The organism is Pedobacter sp. (assembly GCF_040513095.1).
Lineage (GTDB): Bacteria > Bacteroidota > Bacteroidia > Sphingobacteriales > Sphingobacteriaceae > Pedobacter.
In genome coordinates this window covers 57902-75268 of record NZ_JBEVDX010000159.1, presented here as the reverse complement: position 1 = coordinate 75268, position 17367 = coordinate 57902, and the positions used below count along the sequence as shown (strand labels likewise).

General features: G+C 43.7%; 17 protein-coding genes. 4 read left to right on the top strand and 13 right to left on the bottom strand.

What is annotated here, in order from left to right:
- The first annotated feature begins 56 nt into the window (after positions 1 to 56).
- A complete protein-coding gene (lnt, locus tag ABWY16_RS18000) occupies positions 57 to 1697 on the top strand; it encodes an apolipoprotein N-acyltransferase (RefSeq protein ID WP_353906051.1) in 1641 nt (546 codons plus the stop codon).
- 10 nt (positions 1698 to 1707) lie between these two features.
- Here the strand turns inward: lnt and ABWY16_RS17995 are convergent, their stop codons facing one another.
- Both ABWY16_RS17995 and ABWY16_RS17990 read right to left on the bottom strand, forming a co-directional pair.
- Positions 1708 to 3348 (bottom strand): NAD+ synthase, encoded by a 1641-nt coding sequence (locus ABWY16_RS17995; RefSeq protein ID WP_353906050.1) that lies wholly within the window; start codon positions 3346 to 3348, stop codon positions 1708 to 1710.
- Positions 3349 to 3357: 9 nt separating this feature from the next.
- Positions 3358 to 4032: a porin family protein gene (locus ABWY16_RS17990; protein ID WP_353906049.1), complete on the bottom strand. Its 675-nt coding sequence runs from the start codon at positions 4030 to 4032 to the stop codon at positions 3358 to 3360.
- A 108-nt stretch (positions 4033 to 4140) separates the two neighbouring features.
- Between ABWY16_RS17990 and gldB the strand changes: the two genes are divergently transcribed.
- Complete coding sequence (gene gldB / locus ABWY16_RS17985; protein WP_353906048.1) at positions 4141 to 5178, top strand: gliding motility lipoprotein GldB; 1038 nt, start codon at positions 4141 to 4143, stop codon at positions 5176 to 5178.
- Between the two features lie 15 nt (positions 5179 to 5193).
- Entirely contained in the window at positions 5194 to 5976 is a 783-nt protein-coding gene (locus tag ABWY16_RS17980; protein ID WP_353906047.1) for a patatin-like phospholipase family protein, read from the top strand.
- Between the two features lie 20 nt (positions 5977 to 5996).
- Here ABWY16_RS17980 and ABWY16_RS17975 read toward each other — a convergent pair whose 3' ends face one another.
- From ABWY16_RS17975 to ABWY16_RS17945, 7 genes are all read right to left on the bottom strand, one after another.
- Entirely contained in the window at positions 5997 to 6716 is a 720-nt protein-coding gene (locus ABWY16_RS17975) for a 2-phosphosulfolactate phosphatase (RefSeq protein WP_353906046.1), read from the bottom strand.
- A 28-nt stretch (positions 6717 to 6744) separates the two neighbouring features.
- Positions 6745 to 7824 (bottom strand): glycine cleavage system aminomethyltransferase GcvT, encoded by a 1080-nt coding sequence (gene gcvT / locus ABWY16_RS17970; RefSeq protein ID WP_353906045.1) that lies wholly within the window; start codon positions 7822 to 7824, stop codon positions 6745 to 6747.
- Positions 7825 to 7862: 38 nt separating this feature from the next.
- Entirely contained in the window at positions 7863 to 9065 is a 1203-nt protein-coding gene (locus tag ABWY16_RS17965) for a glycosyltransferase family 4 protein (protein WP_353906044.1), read from the bottom strand.
- Positions 9066 to 9082: 17 nt separating this feature from the next.
- Positions 9083 to 9694 carry a ribonuclease HII gene (gene rnhB, locus ABWY16_RS17960; RefSeq protein ID WP_353906043.1) on the bottom strand — a complete coding sequence of 204 codons (612 nt, stop codon included), beginning with the start codon at positions 9692 to 9694 and terminating at the stop codon, positions 9083 to 9085.
- Positions 9695 to 9760: 66 nt separating this feature from the next.
- Positions 9761 to 10870 (bottom strand): ABC transporter permease, encoded by a 1110-nt coding sequence (locus ABWY16_RS17955; protein WP_353906042.1) that lies wholly within the window; start codon positions 10868 to 10870, stop codon positions 9761 to 9763.
- Positions 10870 to 12000 carry a glycosyltransferase family 2 protein gene (locus ABWY16_RS17950; protein ID WP_353906041.1) on the bottom strand — a complete coding sequence of 377 codons (1131 nt, stop codon included), beginning with the start codon at positions 11998 to 12000 and terminating at the stop codon, positions 10870 to 10872. The genes ABWY16_RS17955 and ABWY16_RS17950 overlap by 1 nt, the downstream gene beginning before the upstream one ends.
- A complete protein-coding gene (locus ABWY16_RS17945; protein WP_353906040.1) occupies positions 11978 to 12955 on the bottom strand; it encodes a hypothetical protein in 978 nt (325 codons plus the stop codon). Before ABWY16_RS17945 ends, ABWY16_RS17950 begins: the two co-directional genes overlap by 23 nt.
- 45 nt (positions 12956 to 13000) lie before the next feature.
- On the opposite strand from ABWY16_RS17945, the gene ruvC reads away from it, so the two are divergent.
- Positions 13001 to 13567, top strand: coding sequence for a crossover junction endodeoxyribonuclease RuvC (gene ruvC, locus ABWY16_RS17940; RefSeq protein ID WP_353906039.1), 567 nt, complete (start codon positions 13001 to 13003; stop codon positions 13565 to 13567).
- A gap of 55 nt (positions 13568 to 13622) precedes the next feature.
- Here the strand turns inward: ruvC and ABWY16_RS17935 are convergent, their stop codons facing one another.
- The 4 genes from ABWY16_RS17935 to atpA all read right to left on the bottom strand — a co-directional run bounded on the left by ABWY16_RS17935 (position 13623) and on the right by atpA (position 17330).
- The gene (locus ABWY16_RS17935) at positions 13623 to 13838 is read right to left on the bottom strand and encodes a hypothetical protein (protein WP_353906038.1); all 216 of its coding nucleotides are present in this window, start codon (positions 13836 to 13838) and stop codon (positions 13623 to 13625) included.
- A gap of 76 nt (positions 13839 to 13914) precedes the next feature.
- Positions 13915 to 14703 carry a 5'-nucleotidase, lipoprotein e(P4) family gene (locus ABWY16_RS17930; RefSeq protein ID WP_353906037.1) on the bottom strand — a complete coding sequence of 263 codons (789 nt, stop codon included), beginning with the start codon at positions 14701 to 14703 and terminating at the stop codon, positions 13915 to 13917.
- 138 nt (positions 14704 to 14841) lie between these two features.
- The gene (atpG, locus tag ABWY16_RS17925; RefSeq protein ID WP_353906036.1) at positions 14842 to 15729 is read right to left on the bottom strand and encodes an ATP synthase F1 subunit gamma; all 888 of its coding nucleotides are present in this window, start codon (positions 15727 to 15729) and stop codon (positions 14842 to 14844) included.
- 26 nt (positions 15730 to 15755) lie between these two features.
- A complete protein-coding gene (gene atpA, locus ABWY16_RS17920) occupies positions 15756 to 17330 on the bottom strand; it encodes a F0F1 ATP synthase subunit alpha (protein ID WP_353906035.1) in 1575 nt (524 codons plus the stop codon).
- Positions 17331 to 17367 lie beyond the last annotated feature (37 nt).

Below are 17367 nucleotides of genomic sequence, written 5' to 3'. Positions count from 1 at the left end.
ATATGAGGCCAAAAAAGCCGATATATTAGACAGTTTTTAGTTCCCATATACCCGAGATGAAATCAAGAAACCCTTTGCTGCTTGCCCTTGTGAGCGCATTTTTACTATGGCTCGCCTGGCCGCCGCATACTTTTGCCGCTCCGTTATTACTCGTTGGTTTAGTCCCCCTGCTTATAGCCCTGGACCAGATCATCTCACAAAATGGAAAAAAAACCGGGAAAAAGGTATTTCTTACGGCCGGCTTAACTTTCCTGCTTTGGAACACCTCATGTATCTATTGGGTATACAATGCTATCAGCGCCTATAACAGCCCTGTTGTATCTTTCCTGATTTCACTTATCCCTTACGGATTGGGTGCCTTACTGATGACTTTTGCGTTCTGGCTTTATTACAGATTTATGAAGGTTGTCAGCAAAAAGAGCATAGCCTACCTTGCCCTGCTTTGTTTCTGGATTGGCATGGAATATCTGCATGCTACATGGGACCTCGCCTTTCCATGGATGACTTTAGGAAATGGATTTGCAGGAATGCACCAGCTGGCACAATGGTATGAGTCGACCGGTGTATATGGCGGTTCGGTGTGGATCATCAGCAGCAATATCCTTGCCTTTGAAGTCTGGAAAAGTTACCGGGGCCAGGCAACTGGTTACCTGAGGTTCAGGCCTACTATTACCTGGCTGATCTTTATGATCATCCCTGCTGCGTTTTCCCTGACAAGGTACTATAGCTATAAAGAAAAGGAGGTACCGATCAATGTGGTGACGGTACAGCCTAATATTGATCCCTATGAAAAATCAGGTGGTATATCTGCGCGCGATCAGCTTCAAACATTAAGCAAGTTGTCTGACTCTGTGGCTCAGGTCAATACGGAATATTTTATCTGGCCTGAAACAGCGATTCCAAATTTCGCAGATGAAGACAGGATCCGCAGCAATACAGAATACATCGATGCACAGCGCTTTTTAAGCAAATACAAAAATGGCACATTGCTCACCGGTATCGAGAGCATTAAAATATACAATGAGAAAAAAACACTTTCAGCCAAATTTGACGCGAACAGCAGACAGTATTATGATAACTTCAATACGGCAATGCAGGTAGAAAATTCCAGCAATGTACAATTCTATCACAAATCCAAATTGGTTCCCGGAGTAGAAAAAATGCCTTTCCCTGAAACCCTTGCTTTCCTTGCCCCTGTGTTTTCAGGGTTAGGGGGAACTGTATCCGGATGGGGATGGCAGGATGCCCCCGGAGTGTTCTATTCACAAAGCGGAGTGGGCGTTGCTCCGGTAATTTGTTATGAATCCCTCTGGGGAGGCTGGATCCGCGAATCCGTTAAAAACGGTGCCCAGTTTATCGCCATCATTACAAACGATGGCTGGTGGGGCGATACTTATGGTAAAGACCAGCATTTTGAATATGCGAAATTACGTGCAATTGAAAACCGCCGCTGGGTGGTGCGTTCTGCTAACACAGGAATTTCCGGTTTTATCAATCAGCGCGGCGATGTGGTCAAACAATCCAAATGGTGGACACGCGATGCCCTGAAAATGGATATCAACCTCAACGATCAGTTGACCCCTTATGCAAAAAGCGGAGACGCCATTGCCCAGATCTTCAGTGTGATTGGGATCATACTGGCTCTGTTTATTCCTTATGGAACCTTCTTTAAAAAGAAGGCTCCTGTAAAAATTTAGAAATACCAGGTTAAGCCAGGTATTTGCCTACGATCGGCATTCTGCGTCCCATACCAAAAGCTTTTGGCGAAACACGCAGGATTGGCGGTGTCTGGTATCTTTTGAACTCTGCGGCATTTACCATTTTCATGATCCTGCGCACAAGAGCTTCATCATATCCCTGTGCAATGATTGCAGCAGAACTTTTCTTCAGTTCAATGAACTGGTAAAGAATAGCGTCCAGCGTATCATAATCAGGCAGGGAGTCAGAATCTTTTTGTCCCGGTCTGAGCTCAGCAGAAGGTGGTTTAACGATGGTATTCTCAGGGATCAGTTCCCCGTCGTTATTGATGTAATGGGCAAGCTGGTAGATCTGCGTTTTGTACACGTCTCCAATCACACCTATTGCGCCGCACATATCACCGTACAGGGTTCCATAACCCACGGCACACTCACTTTTATTAGAGGTATTCAGCAGAATATATCCAAACTTATTGGACATAGCCATCACTACGATGCCCCTGCTCCGCGCCTGGATGTTCTCTTCGGTCAGGTTAAATGAAAGTCCTTCAAAAGCATGGGCAAGCATACTGTCAAATGCATCCGCAGCTTCTTTAATAGCAATAATCTCGTGTTTACAGCCAAAGTTTTCTACAAGATCCAGCGCATCCTTAATGGAATGGTCCGAGGAGTATTTTGAAGGCATCAGTACGGCCATTACATTTTCAGGGCCGAGGGCACGACAAGCCAGCGCACAGACGATTGCGGAATCAATTCCGCCCGATAAACCCAATACTGCTTTTGAAAATCCTGATTTACCAAAATAATCCTTTATTCCCATCACCAGTGCATCATGGATCTGGGCGATGTCAGAGGTCTGTTCGTGCTCTGCCTTCCCGTATCCTTCAATCACACCAGCGGTAAGCATATATGACCTTAAATGCTCTTTAAAATAAGGCATTTCGTCCAGGAGATTGCCCTCTTTGTCATAAACCAAAGAGCCACCGTCAAAAATGATCTCCGTTTGTGCCCCTACCTGGTTTACATACAGCAGTGGCAACTGGTATTTTTTCGCATTGTCTGACAAGACAACCATACGTTCATCATCATGCTGATAAGAGAATGGAGAAGCTGCGATATTGATCATTACATCCGGTTTCTGCGTAATGAGCACATCCATCGGATTGGAAATGTACAGGGGGTTATTGTTGATATTCCAAAGATCTTCGCAGATTGTTAAAGCAATTCTCGTTCCCTTGAAATCTATACAGCTGAAGGTTGTTGCAGGTTCAAAATACCGGTATTCATCAAATATATCGTAATTGGGCAATAAGGCTTTTTTTACCACAGCTTTCACTTCAGCCTCTTCAATAAAGTATGCGGCATTATACAGGTCCTTCCCTGCAACTGCGTCATTTTTTACGGGCAGGCCGATGATACAGGCTATACCTTTACAATGCGCAGCGATTTCCTTTGCCGCATCTTCACACAGTGAAATAAATTCTTCAAATTCCAGAAAATCGCGCGGAGGATAACCACACACTGCCAGTTCGGCAAATACGACCAGATCCGCACCATCGGCTTTTGCGAGGGCAATATGATCAATGATTTTTTTGGTATTGTATTCGAAGTTACCAATATGGTAATTGAGTTGCGCTAATGCTATTTTCATTACAATTGATTAAAAGAAAACCCCAAAGTTGATACCAACGAAGTGGTTCTTCACACTTCTGCTTTTATCATCGGAAATATCTGTAAATCCGTTATTAAAGGTAAGCCCGGTAGTTACACTGGTATGCCCTGCGATGTCGTATTCAAGCCCGCCGCCAATGATCAGGCCTGCGCGGTAAAAATTGATATCATTTTTGATATGCTCACCATCCACAATCCGGGTACCCCCTACTGATACATTTTGCTTTGCACCAATATTAAAATCGTTGGACAAACCAAACTGTCCATACCAGCGCACCAGACCAATCTTATCTGTTTTCAGCTTCAATGTCAAAGGGATCTCCACATATTGGAGCATATATTTCAGATCATAAGCTGTAGGATTAGGATATCTGACCGCATCATAATAGGGTCTCGGATTAACCTCTGTAGTTTTACCATTGATGCTGGTGATCGTTAAACCCGTAGAAAAACTATAGTTTTCGGCAAAATCAAAATCAGCCAGCAATCCATAGGCAAAACCCAGGTTTACCCCATTGCTTGTGCCAGTTTCCGGCTTTGCCCAGCCGATGGTAGGATATGCTGCCAGACCAAGTCTGAATCCGTAATAAGGTTCGGGGCCATTCTGTGCTACAGCACTGCCACTTATAAATAAAAACAGAAGTCCGGTAAGTAAATTTTTCATTAGTTTATATTGTTTGTTTTCTGCCATGAAGCTATCATCAGCATTTGTAATATTTATAGTAGAATGCTGATGATGGTTTCATCAACGATCTGTATATATTTGTTAGCAATGAATGATAACGTAAAACATTTCCAAATTTATCTATTTTTTCTGTGTGTAGTGGCATTTTTTTCCTGTAAACAGGGAAAGAAGCCTGATGTCAGCAACATTCAGCTGAATATTAAAATTGAAAGATTTGACCGCGATCTCTTTGCCGGTAAACAAAAAGGCATTCCTCAGACCGACCTGTTCCTGCAGAAAAAGTACAGTGCCTTTTATGATGATTACGTGCACAGAATGGTAGGCGACCCAAGTTATACCAACGCAGCTATTCTTTCTACGCTTTATAAAGACCAGGCTTATACTGATTTAAGCCATGATGCTGACAGTGTATTTAAAACTATGGAGCCTCAGGAAAAAGGACTGACCGAGACTTTCAAATACATCAAATACTATTATCCCCGGGTCAGGATTCCCAAATTCATCGCTTTTGTTTCGGGCTTTTCGGTGCAGACGCCTATTGGCGATGATTATATGGGTATCGGACTTGACATGTTCCTTGGTCAAAACAGCAAATTTTACAGGGCTATTGTAAAAAGTGTTCCCCTATATATCTCCCGAAGGTTCACACCGGATTACATTGTTCCGAGGATTACCGAAACCTTTGCCCGGGAAGAACTCTTCCCACAGCGGGATGAAAACCGCTCTCTGCTGGCAAAAATGGTGGAGAATGGCAAGATCCTGTATTTTATGGACCAGGTAATGGATGAGCAGATTCCTGATGCTGTGAAAATTGGATATACCGATAAACAGCTGGCCTGGTGCAAAGCTTACGAAGGGGATATCTGGGCCTATTTTATGCAGAACAGCCTCCTTTTTGAGACAGATTTCCAGAAAATTCAAATGTACCTCAGCGAAGCACCCTTCACTCCGGGATTAGGCGAAAAAAATGAATCGGCGCCGAAACTGGGCATCTGGATAGGCTGGCAGATGGTCAGGAAATATATGGCTGAAAATCCGAAGGTAAGCCTTCAGGAGCTGATGGCCGATCAGGATGCACAAAAAATACTAAATGCTGCTAAATATAAACCCAAAATGGAGCAGTAAATAAACTATCATCAGATGAAGAAAGTAGGAATTGTACTCTCAGGCGGCGGAATCAGAGGTATTGCACATTTAGGTGTGTTGAAAGCACTGATCAATGCAGGCATCAACTTCAGTCATATCAGTGGCACCAGTGCCGGTTCTATTGTAGGCGCTTTTTATGCTGCCGGAATAGATCCCGAAGAAGGACTGAACATCTTCATGAAAACAAAGCTTCTGCGCTTTATACGGCCTGCTGTGGGTTCATTGGGATTGATAGGGATTGAGCACACTTCCAACCTGCTGAAAACTTTCTTCCCTGAGGATAAGATCGAGAACCTGAAGATCCCGCTAACAATAGCGGCAACAAATTTCAGCGAGGGAAACCTTGTATATTTTAACAAAGGCCCGCTGATCAGGGCCATCCAGGCTTCCTGCTGTCTGCCCGGAATATTCAGGCCGATTATGATCGATAACCAGATGTATGTTGACGGAGGCATCCTCAATAACTTCCCTGTAGAGCCTTTACTGAACAATTGCGATTTTATCATAGGCTCTTCCTGCAACCACCTGAAACCAGTGAGCAGTATTACAAACATCACCACACTGATGTCCCGCGCGGGACTAATGACCATCAACAAGGATATGGAACAAAAATCAGCATTCTGTAATCTCCTGATTGAGCCTAAAGGTATGGGTGAAATCAGCACTTTCGATATGAAAAAAGCTGAAACCATTTACTGGCTGGCTTATGAGGAAACGCTCAGAACTATGAAAAAGAATGAACAGTTCCAGGAACTGCTGAAAGATCTTGCGTCTTAAAAATTGGAATCAGGGAAAAACTATAGTTCTCTTTTCAGCGCAACGATGTTGTCTCCTTCAAGCACAGGAATAGCCTGGCAGATATCGAGCTGAAGACAGAACTTAATATCCTCTTCGATATTCAGCGCCATCATCCGGTGGCCGTGTGCTGATTTACCCACATAGGCCCTTAAATCACTTTTAGCCATCTCATAAAGATCTTCTGCAGCAACGCCGGCATCATCAAACGCTGTAAACAAATTTCTCAGCTGCTGTACAACTGCCCCTGCAAAAAGCGTATCCTCCAGATTAAACTGGTCTTTCCAACCTGCGCAAAGCAGCAGTACATCTTTATCCTGGGTTTTTAGCCAGTCGCACAGCGGCTGCAGGTTCAGAAAGGAACCAATCACTACCTGACTTGCCTTTCTTGCAAGATGGAGCGCTTTAGTACCATTCGTCGTAGTTAGCACGACAGTTTTACCCGCTACTTTATCAGCAGTATAGGAAAATGGGGAATTACCAAAGTTATAGCCTTTAACTACTTCACCATTTCGTTCTGCCGCCAGCAGGTAACCCCGGTCTGCATATGTCAGACAATCTTCCACCTGCGCTACCGGAATAATTGCCTCTGCCCCGTTATCTATTCCATATACGATGGAAGAGGTCGCTCTTAAGATATCAATCACTACAACGATGCTGTCTTCTATGGCGTATAAATCAATGAGGGCGGGTGTAAGGCAAACTTCTATTTTTCTTGGCATATCAGGAGGGATCGGAAACTACGTTGGTTTATTTAAAAAAGGGGAACTTTACTACTTTGGCTTTGATATTATTGTTGCGGATACTGATATAGATCTCAGCTCCTTCTTTTGCATTTTCTTTGGTTACGTAACCCATTCCTATGGCTTTTTGCAGGGATGGCGACTGAGTACCTGAGGTTACTTTTCCGATGACATTTCCATCAGCATCTACGATCTCATAATCATGACGGGGAATACCGCGGTCGATCATTTCAAACCCAATCAGCCTGCGTTTTACACCGGCTTCTTTCTCAACCTGTAAGCTTTCAGAATTTGTAAATGCTTTACTGAATTTGGTTACCCAGCCCAAACCGGCTTCAATCGGAGAAGTGGTATCATCAATGTCATTTCCGTATAAGCAGAAACCCATCTCCAGGCGAAGGGTATCACGGGCACCTAAACCGATAGGTTTGATACCGAAAGCCGCACCAGCTTCAAAAACAGCATTCCAGATGGTCTCTGCATGGGCATTGTCGCAATAGATCTCAAAGCCTCCCGCACCCGTATATCCGGTAGCAGACACCACTACATTTTCTACACCGGCAAATACGCCATTGGTAAAAGTGTAATATTCCATAGAGGCAAGGTCAATCCCTGTAAGGCTCTGTAAAGCTTCGGCAGCTTTTGGCCCCTGAACAGCTAAAAGAGAAGTTTGGTCAGAGATGTTGTGCATCTCCACCCCTTTGGTATTGAATTTACTGATCCAGTTCCAGTCCTTCTCAATATTGGAAGCATTCACTACCAGCATATACGATTTTTCATCTATCCTGTAGATCAGCAGATCGTCTACGATGCCGCCTTCTTCATTTGGAAGATAAGCGTACTGAACTTTACCGTCATATAACTTCGAAGCATCATTACTGATGACACGTTGTATCAGATCCAGTGCATTTTCACCCTTAAGAATAAACTCTCCCATGTGGCTTACATCAAAAACACCTACAGCTTTTCTTACTGTAGCATGCTCTGCATTAATGCCTTCATACTGAACTGGCATATTGTATCCTGCAAATGGTACCATTTTGGCTCCCAAAGAAATGTGTTTGTCTGTTAATGCGGTATTATTCATGCGTCATCGGTTAGATTTTGGGCAAAAGTACATATTTTTTATCCATTTACTAACCGCTCATATACATTGAGCATCCTTTCAGAAACCGTGATCAGGTTGTGGTCGCGCTCCGCAGTTTTACGTGCATTTTCGCCTATTTCGCGCCAGCGGTTGGGATGGGTAACACACTGAAGGATACAGCGGTAAAATTCATCCGCAGTATTGGCTATAAGGATATCTTTTCCGTTTTCGCAGTTGAGTCCTTCGGCAGCATAGGTTGTGGCAATGACGCATTTTTTCATGGCCATTCCCTCGATGATCTTTACCCTCATCCCACTGCCCGAAAGCAGGGGCACAATCATGATCGCTTTGGAATTCATGAACTCCACAGCATCAAAGATCTCTCCTTCTACCACCAGGTTATCGGAATCATAATCATAGAAATGCTGCTGCATGCTCTTCCCGGCGATATAAAAACGGAGTTCACTGTTCAGCTTTTCTATATCGGGCCATATCTCTTCAATAAACCATTCCAGTCCTTCTTTGTTGGGCCTGTAATCCATCGCCCCAATATGGAAGAGCGTAGGGAAACTTGTCTTTTTTGGATCGACTACGTATCTGTCAATATCCAGCGCTACAGGAAAAACATCGAGACAGGTCTCGCAGCCAAAATGAAGGATGGCCTGGCGATCAGGTTCACTGATGGCAAAGATCTGGTGAAAACGGTTGATCTGTTCTGTTTCATATTCCTTCAGCCGGCGGGCCAGGAACTGTAGGTATTTACGTCTTGGAGTAAAGCGTTCAGAATTTGCAAGCCGTTCCCATACATCAAAAACAATATTATGCGCACGGTAGATCAGCTTTGCATTGCTGTTATTCTTGACTACATCGAGATAAGGAACTACAAAAAGACCCTCAAACTGGATGATATCAAACTCGGTTTCCCTGAGGATATTTTCCAGCAGTTTGGCTGCATCATCATCATAAAAGCGCGATACATTGTAGGATTCATTAGAGAAAATATTGAAAAATGCACCCCAGAGATTGACTTCTGTATCCACATCAAAGGAATGAAATTTTATTTTTTCAAAGACGGGATCATAAATGTCGTCTACATCCACCCGGTGTTTATTGGTGTTAATACTGAACAAAGTGATATCCACACCCACATTGAGCAGCCCTTTTATAGTGTTATACACTACAATCGGATAGCCGCTGTTGGGCGGAAAGGGAACACGGTTACTGAGTATTAATGTTTTCAATAAGGTGAAAATACAAATTATAGCTCATTATCTGCAACGAAAATAAGATCAGGATCACTGATGCTAAAAGTTTTACGGTGATATGGTGAAAGCCCATGTAAGATCGCTGCAGAGCGGTGCACTTTTGTAGGATATCCTTTATTGGACCTCCACTCGTAGTGCGGATATTCATCAGCAACGTTATCCATAAATTCGTCGCGGTGTGTTTTTGCCAGGATCGACGCGGCAGCAATATTAAGGTATTTACCATCGCCCTTAATGATACAGCTATGTGGTATATCCGGATAGGCTTTGAAACGGTTTCCGTCAATACTTAGGTACCGGGGCTGGATATGCAGTTTTTCGATCGCCCTATGCATGGCCAGGAAGGAAGCATTCAGGATATTGATCTCATCAATCTCATGGTTGTCTACCGAGGCTACTGCCCAGGCTACAGCTTCTTTTTCTATGATCAGCCTCAAAGCTTCACGCTGGGTATGCGTTAGCTTTTTGGAGTCGTTCAGCTCTCCTGCAATAAAATCAGGCGGCAGGATCACTGCGGCAGCATATACCGGTCCTGCGAGGCATCCCCTGCCTGCTTCATCACAGCCTGCTTCTAAATGTTCCAGTTGAAAACAGTTCAATAACATGGCACTAATTTAAGAAACCTGCAGGAGAATTCCATTCATAAGTTTTAGACAATGTTGCGCTGATAGTTAAACAGTAATATTCTGCGATTTGATATCGAAGGCATCACGCAGCCCTATAGCCATCAGGTTGAAGGCGTAAACGGTTAGCATAATGGCCATTCCGGGTAAGATAGCCAGGTAAGCGGCATCCATTACAATGTATCCATAGTTTTCCTGAATCATGCTCCCCCAACTGGGCATGGGCGGCTGGGCACCAAAGCCCAGGAAGCTCAGTCCGGTTTCCAGCAGGATAGCGGAAGCGAAGTTTGCAGAGGCGATTACAAGAACGGGGCCGGCAATATTTGGAAGGATGTGTTTCAATAAGATGCGGTGTGCAGGAAAGCCGAGTGCACGGGCAGCCTCTACAAATTCTGCCTCTTTGATCGCCATCACCTGCCCGCGTACCAGACGGGCGACATCTACCCAGGTAGACAATCCTACGGCAATAAATATCTGCCAGAACCCTTTGCCCAGGGCAAAGGAAATTGCAATGACCAGCAGCAGGGAGGGCAGCGACCAGATCACGTTCATCAGCCAGCTGATTGCAGCATCTGTCATTCCGCCGAAATAACCGGCCAGGGCACCTAAACTTACACCTATGCTCATGGAAATTATAACTGCGATCAATCCTACTGAAAGTGACACCCTGACACCCAGGATCAGCCTGCTGAGCAGGTCTCTTCCGTAGCCGTCTGTTCCCAGCAGGAAAGTCTGTCGGTAAATATGCTGACTAATAAATTCTTCCGGCTTGCCGGTTACCGGATAACTGCTTTCTGCAGCTTCCTCGTCATCACCAATATATTCTTTTACATAGATCTTGTTTCCAGAGATCCTGTAATCAGTGACCGGGATACTTTTGATGCCCGACTCCTGGCCATACATCATCTTTTCAAGAAAACTGACCTGCGGAACATGCTCCTTGCTGCTGACCACAAAAAACTGAAAGCTGCGCCCCGGTTTTTTGTTGCTGAGCTGCAAATGCATTGAATTGGCCATCGGCGTTTGATCTGGCGTCATCACATATCCTAAAATACCCATCAGCAAAAGCAGGATAATAAAGATCAGTCCCCCAAGTGCAGGCTTATTTCTTTTAAACCGGATCCATATTTTTCTAGCGGGACTGCTGCTTCTCTCCATTATTTAACCATTCTGCCTTTCCAATTGTATTTGCCCGAGTTTCCGGCCACACCAATATAAATAATATATAGTACATGAAGTACATTCAAAAAGGGCAATAATACAAGTAACTCTGTTCTTTTTGCAAACCTGGTGACTCCTGTAAGGAACAGGAACTCTATGGCAATCTTGAGCAGCAGCTGGACCAGTGCAATTTTCAGGAAACCAATAAAAAATACTCCTGCAAGCAGATTGAGCAAGATACTCAGGTTAAAACACCAGATGAATACACCAAGCACAATGATCGATTTATTCTTGTATCTCGTACTTTTTGATGCCCATCGTTTCCGCTGCTGCAAAAACTCATTTAAATTGGGCTTGGCATGGGTATATACGATCGCATCTGTGTTCCTTAGAAACCCAATCTGGTTATCGTAACGTGCCGCTATTTTGTGCAGTAACAGTTCATCATCGCCCGAGGCCAGGTCATCTATTCCCTGGAACCCGCCCACTTCGTAAAAGGCCGCCCTTTCATAAGCCAGGTTGGCTCCGTTACAGGTGGAAGGCTTATTGTTGCCTATTGTTGAAGCACCCAGTCCGATCAGGTATAAAAACTCAAGGGATTGTGACCGTTCAAAAAAACTCTTCTCCTCATCATAGGCCACCGGAGAAGAGATCATTTTAAAATCTTTCTCCTCATAATAAGCTACAATCGTTGTAAGCCAGCGTGCACCCATTCTGCAATCTGCATCAGTAGTAATGATCAGGCTGCCTGTAGCCTCTCCTATCGCTGTCTGGATGGCTTTTTTCTTATAGGAGTTGAGTGCCCTGTCTTCTTTAAGGGAAATCAGTTTTACCCCTGCATACGAACGGACGATCTCCGCAGTATTGTCTGTGGAATGGTCGTCAATAAAGATGATTTCTGTAAGCTCCCTATCGTAATCCTGTGCAAGCAATGCCTCGATGGTACGGTGGATGCTCTCTGCCTCATTGCGTGCTGCAATGATAATGGAAACCCTGGTTGTTCCCTTTGTTCCCTTGTACTGAAAAGGCGATAGTTTGTGCCAGCCGCGGATAAATCCGAAAACAACGAGCAGATATACCAGGGTTAAAAATGATGACAGGTAACTAACGGCGGTTAAGACTTCCAAAAAAATTTAATTTAAAAACGAAATATGAGCCTAATATAGCAGGAATAATAATATTTATCAGCCATATACTTGCAGTACATGCAATAACTGCTACATCTTGACTGGTTACAAAGCTAAAAAAATAGGAGGCGGTGACACTTCTTACCCCGATATCAAACAGATCGAGCGAAGGCAGGGTTGATTGCACAAAAAAAAGGATGCAGACCATCATCAGGATATCCAGGTAATGAATATCGGGAATCAGCCAGTAAAACATGATAAAATATTGGGTACTGAACACTACATATCTTGCCAGGCAGAGCGAAAGTATATGCAGCAGTTCTTTCTTATGGTACCTGCCTAGGATGCTGTAGAATTTCTTGTATTTCCTTGTGAAACGCATGGACAAGAGCAATCCGTTGAGCCAGCGGATATTGAAAAAGAAAATCAGAAAAAATATACAGAACATGACAGAGAGCGCAACCAAAGCATAATTAAGCCGGTAATCAAGATCTACAAACCGGTAGATGAACAGGCAGACGGCTATTGCACCAAAAATGTTTGTAAGTACCATCTGGCCGATATTTCCGACAGCCATGGCCACTACGCCGATGATGCGTCGTTTTGGGGATAAAAAGAAGACCCTGCCCCCATATTCGCCGATGCGGTTTGGTGTAAATACTGCCCAGGTAAGTCCGCAGAAAACCGACTCTATGGAGCGCCACAAACTGATGCTCTCAATTTGCCTGAGTAACCTTTTCCATTTTACTGCTTCCAGCCCCCAGTTGAGGAACATCAGCAGTACAACTAAAGAAAGCACAGCAGCAATCTCCGGCGCAGGGATACCTGAGAGGATATTTTTAAATTCTTTCAGGTTTGTATTGGCAGAGAGCTTATGGTAGATGAACCAGAAGGTAAAGGCAACTATCGCCACTTTCAGGACATTGGAAAATATACCTTTATATTTGGATATCAATTGATCGTTTCTTTTATTTCATGCAAATATGCTTAATATTGTTCTATGTTGGTTGGAAAAAAGGAAAGGGTGATCATGGGTATAGACCCGGGCACAGCGATTATGGGCTATGGTGTGATTTTAGAAAAGGGCAGTAAGATAGAATTGATTGCCATGGGCATTGTGAAGATGGACCACCTTGACGACCACTTTCTAAAACTGCAGCGCATCTTTGCAAAAACAGTGGCTTTGGTAGATGAATACAAACCCGACGTGGTTGCGCTGGAGGCCCCCTTTTATGGAAAAAATATACAGGTGATGCTCAAACTGGGCAGGGCACAGGGCATAGCCATGGCAGCTGCTTTGTCGAGAGATATCCCGATTACGGAATATGCCCCAAGAAAGATCAAACAATCGATTACAGGGAACGGAAGCGCCGGAAAAGAGCAGGTAGCTGCGATGCTCCAAAGATTACTGAACTTTAAAGAGACGCCGGAATTTCTGGATGCAACAGACGGGCTGGCGGTAGCAGTATGTCATTCCTTTCAACGGGTATCTACCACCGGTGGCAGCGGCAAGTCCTATTCGGGATGGGATACCTTTGTAAAAGACAATCAGAAAAGAGTTAAATAGAAAAAGCCTTCATCAGCAGCTGCTGTGAAGGCTTTCCCTTATAAATATCTTTTGGTTAAGCGCCAAGTATTTTGAATACTGCTTTGCAGCATACAAATGCTCCAACGAACAGTATTACCCATGAAACGATTGACAAAGTCATAGAATCACCTGCGAAACGCAGAAAAACTCCAACCATGCTTAACAGGATACCAACAACCAATAATACGTATATTGATGTTTCATTTGCGTTCTGTATACTTTTAGTGCTGCGTTTCGGCTGTTGCTCCATTTGTTTATTTTTAAAATCCTGTGCAAAATTAATATTATTTCAACAAAAACAGCATGTTGGTCAGAGAATTATTTCTTTAAAAACCTTTTAATCCCCGTATCCGCTGTCTGGATTTCTCTGTTTCATCGAGATTGTAACCTCTGTACAGCAATTTTTCCCAGTCGCCATACATCGGATTAGGCAATACAATAAACTTTGTTCCAAAGGCTGCCTTCGCCGCATCAACTTCTTCCCTGGTATTTTTACCCTCCCTGTAAAACACATTGGAGAAATCGCTTAGGTTATCGCCGCATAATAACAGTACATTATGCTGCTCCATCACCTTCTTTCTGCGGTCCTCCTTATTGGATGTGCCTTCGGCCAGCATCAGGTGCTCCGCATCAGCGAAGGGAAAACCAAGCCGCTGCAGGTTAACCAGCGTTGCCTTGGCATCGGGCTGTATCCTGTTGGACACATAAAAAGTTTCTACCTGTTTTGAGGCCGCGTATTTCAGGAAGGTCAATGCTCCCGGTACGGTATCAGCTGCTGCCAGGCTTGTCCAAGCCGACCAATCCTTAGGATTATAGGCTACCCCTTTTTGTACCTGCATGGCAGAGAAAGGTGAATTATCAAGCAGGGTCTCATCTATATCCACAATTACACAGTTCGCTTTGCCTGCCACTGTATCTTTTAACTTTTCATTCAGTGAAAGTTTTGCAAAGTTGTAGGCCTGGAAAGACAGGGCCCTGTACTCTCCCGACTGCTGTTGCCATGCGACAGCAGCGGTGTAGTCTTTTTGTGCGATCTGATCAGGAGTCATTTGTGCAAGTAATCCAAGCGGAAATAACAATGCAGCCAAAACAGGAAACATATACTTTTTCATCATCTGTAACTTTAAAATTCAGGGAAAGTTCGCAGTATAAACCGGATATCCAAATCCCATGTTCCGGTGATTAGCGGGTGAAAAAAAAGAGGCCATCTTTTTGCAAGACAGCCCCTTAAAATTATTTATAACATTGAACTATTAACCATTCAGTGCTGCTGCACCACTCACGATTTCAGTCAGCTCCGTTGTAATCGCTGCCTGACGTGCCTGGTTGTATGAAAGTTTAAGTGCTTTCAGCAGGTCGCCTGCATTTTCAGTAGCCTTGTCCATCGAAGTCATTCTTGCACCGTGTTCTGATGCATGCGAGTCCAATACAGCTTTATACAACTGGATTTTGATCGATTTAGGAATCAATTCCTTAACGATTTCCTCCTGCGAAGGCTCCAGGATATAATCTATCTGTTGTTTGGAAGATTTTTCTGACGATTTGGCTTCTGTTTTAGGCAATGGAAGCAATTGTTCTGTAGTTACGATCTGTACAGCTGCGTTTTTGAACTGGTTGTACACCAATTCTACTTTATCGAAGTCACCTGCCTTAAAACCAGCCATGATAGCCTCAGTAATTTTGGTTACGTTCTCAAAAGTTAATGCAGTAAACACATCATTGTTGTTTCCAATTACCTTGTAGTCTCTCTTTTCGTAGAAATCCTGAGATTTCTTACCGATAGATACGATACTTACATTACCGTTTTTATACTGGTTGCTGTATTTCTCTGCGATCAGGTTGTTGGTTGCTTTAATCACGTTCATGTTAAAAGCACCTGCAAGACCACGGTTAGAAGATACGACTACGATTAAAACTTTGTTCGGCTCGCGTTCCTCAATATAAGGGGATGAAGATCCTTCGAGGTTGGCAGAAAGATTCCCTAAGATCTCTTTAAGCTTCGTAGCATACGGACGTAACTGTATAATAGCATTCGTTGCGCGCTTCAGCTTTGCGGCCGAAACCATTTTCATGGCTTTGGTAATCTGCTGCGTAGACTGCACCGATGATATACGAATTCTTACTTCTTTTAAATTTGCCATTCTTTTTTAATCTTCTTCCTGTATAATTAGTAGTTCGATGAAAGTTCTTTAGCTACTGTTTCCAATACTGATGTAATCTCGTCATCCAGTTTACCGGCTTTTAAAGCAGCCAGCGTTTGCGGGTAACGCAATTCAAGCTGTTGTAAATATTCAGCTTCAAATGCCCTTACTTTATTTACAGGAACTGAACGCATCAGGTTTTTTGTACCGATATAGATGATCGCTACCTGTTTTTCTACAGACATTGGAGAGAACTGACCTTGTTTTAAGATTTCAACGTTTCTCGAACCTTTATCCAGTACAGATTTCGTAGCTGCATCCAGGTCTGATCCGAATTTAGAGAAAGCCTCTAATTCACGGTATTGAGCCTGATCAAGTTTCAGGGTACCTGCTACTTTTTTCATTGATTTGATCTGTGCATTACCTCCTACACGTGATACCGAGATACCTACGTTGATAGCCGGACGTACACCTGCGTTGAACAGGTTAGATTCCAGGAATATCTGACCGTCAGTAATTGAAATTACGTTGGTAGGGATATATGCAGAAACGTCACCTGCCTGGGTTTCGATAATCGGAAGTGCAGTTAATGAACCACCACCTTTAACGATACCTTTGATAGACTCAGGAAGATCGTTCATTTGTCTTGCGATCTCGTCATTGGCGTTGATCTTTGCAGCACGCTCTAACAAACGACTGTGCAGATAAAACACGTCACCGGGATAAGCCTCACGGCCCGGTGGGCGACGTAACAACAGTGAAACCTCACGGTAAGCCACAGCCTGTTTCGACAAATCATCATAAACGATCAGTGCAGGGCGACCTGTATCCCGGAAGTACTCGCCAATTGCAGCACCCGAGAACGGAGCATAAAACTGCAGTGGAGCAGGATCTGCTGCAGAAGCTGAAACAACTACTGTATAAGCCATCGCACCGTTCTCTTCTAAAGTACGCACAACGTTAGCTACAGTACTTGCTTTCTGACCACAAGCTACATATATACATAAAACAGGGTTGCCTGCTTCATAAAATTCTTTCTGATTAATAATGGTATCAATACAAACAGCACTTTTACCTGTCTGACGGTCACCAATTACCAACTCACGCTGGCCACGGCCAATAGGGATCATCGCATCGATAGCTTTGATACCTGTTTGTAATGGCTCAGCAACCGGCTGACGGTAGATTACACCGGGAGCTTTACGCTCGATCGGCATTTCATAAGTCTGACCAACGATCGGACCTTTACCATCAATAGGTTCGCCAAGTGTGTTAACTACACGGCCTAACATACCTTCACCAACCTGGATAGATGCAATTTTTTTGGTACGTTTAATAGTGTCACCTTCTTTGATCTCAGCTGAGGGGCCTAATAAAACCACACCAACGTTATCTTCTTCAAGGTTCAAAACAATACCTTGCAGGCCATTTTCAAATTCAACGAGCTCACCTGATTGAACTTTAGTTAAACCATAAACACGGGCAATACCATCACCCACTTGTAATACGGTACCAACTTCTTCAAGTTCGGCTTCTGATTTAAAGCCCGACAATTGTTGTCTGATAATTGCCGATACTTCGTCTGGTCTTACCTCTACCATAATTTTATATTATTTCTTTTGTAATTCTATAAATGAT

Excerpts from the sequence above, each read along its gene's own strand:
- ABWY16_RS17930 (WP_353906037.1), bottom strand. The coding sequence starts at position 14,703 with ATGATGAAAAAGTATATGTTTCCTGTTTTGGCTGCATTGTTATTTCCG.
- gldB (WP_353906048.1), top strand. The coding sequence starts at position 4,141 with ATGAATGATAACGTAAAACATTTCCAAATTTATCTATTTTTTCTGTGT.
- lnt (WP_353906051.1), top strand. The coding sequence starts at position 57 with ATGAAATCAAGAAACCCTTTGCTGCTTGCCCTTGTGAGCGCATTTTTA.
- ruvC (WP_353906039.1), top strand. The coding sequence starts at position 13,001 with ATGTTGGTTGGAAAAAAGGAAAGGGTGATCATGGGTATAGACCCGGGC.
- atpG (WP_353906036.1), bottom strand. The coding sequence starts at position 15,729 with ATGGCAAATTTAAAAGAAGTAAGAATTCGTATATCATCGGTGCAGTCT.
- ABWY16_RS17995 (WP_353906050.1), bottom strand. The coding sequence starts at position 3,348 with ATGAAAATAGCATTAGCGCAACTCAATTACCATATTGGTAACTTCGAA.
- ABWY16_RS17990 (WP_353906049.1), bottom strand. The coding sequence starts at position 4,032 with ATGAAAAATTTACTTACCGGACTTCTGTTTTTATTTATAAGTGGCAGT.
- ABWY16_RS17955 (WP_353906042.1), bottom strand. The coding sequence starts at position 10,870 with ATGGAGAGAAGCAGCAGTCCCGCTAGAAAAATATGGATCCGGTTTAAA.
- ABWY16_RS17935 (WP_353906038.1), bottom strand. The coding sequence starts at position 13,838 with ATGGAGCAACAGCCGAAACGCAGCACTAAAAGTATACAGAACGCAAAT.
- atpA (WP_353906035.1), bottom strand. The coding sequence starts at position 17,330 with ATGGTAGAGGTAAGACCAGACGAAGTATCGGCAATTATCAGACAACAA.
- rnhB (WP_353906043.1), bottom strand. The coding sequence starts at position 9,694 with ATGTTATTGAACTGTTTTCAACTGGAACATTTAGAAGCAGGCTGTGAT.
- ABWY16_RS17975 (WP_353906046.1), bottom strand. The coding sequence starts at position 6,716 with ATGCCAAGAAAAATAGAAGTTTGCCTTACACCCGCCCTCATTGATTTA.
- gcvT (WP_353906045.1), bottom strand. The coding sequence starts at position 7,824 with ATGAATAATACCGCATTAACAGACAAACACATTTCTTTGGGAGCCAAA.
- ABWY16_RS17980 (WP_353906047.1), top strand. The coding sequence starts at position 5,194 with ATGAAGAAAGTAGGAATTGTACTCTCAGGCGGCGGAATCAGAGGTATT.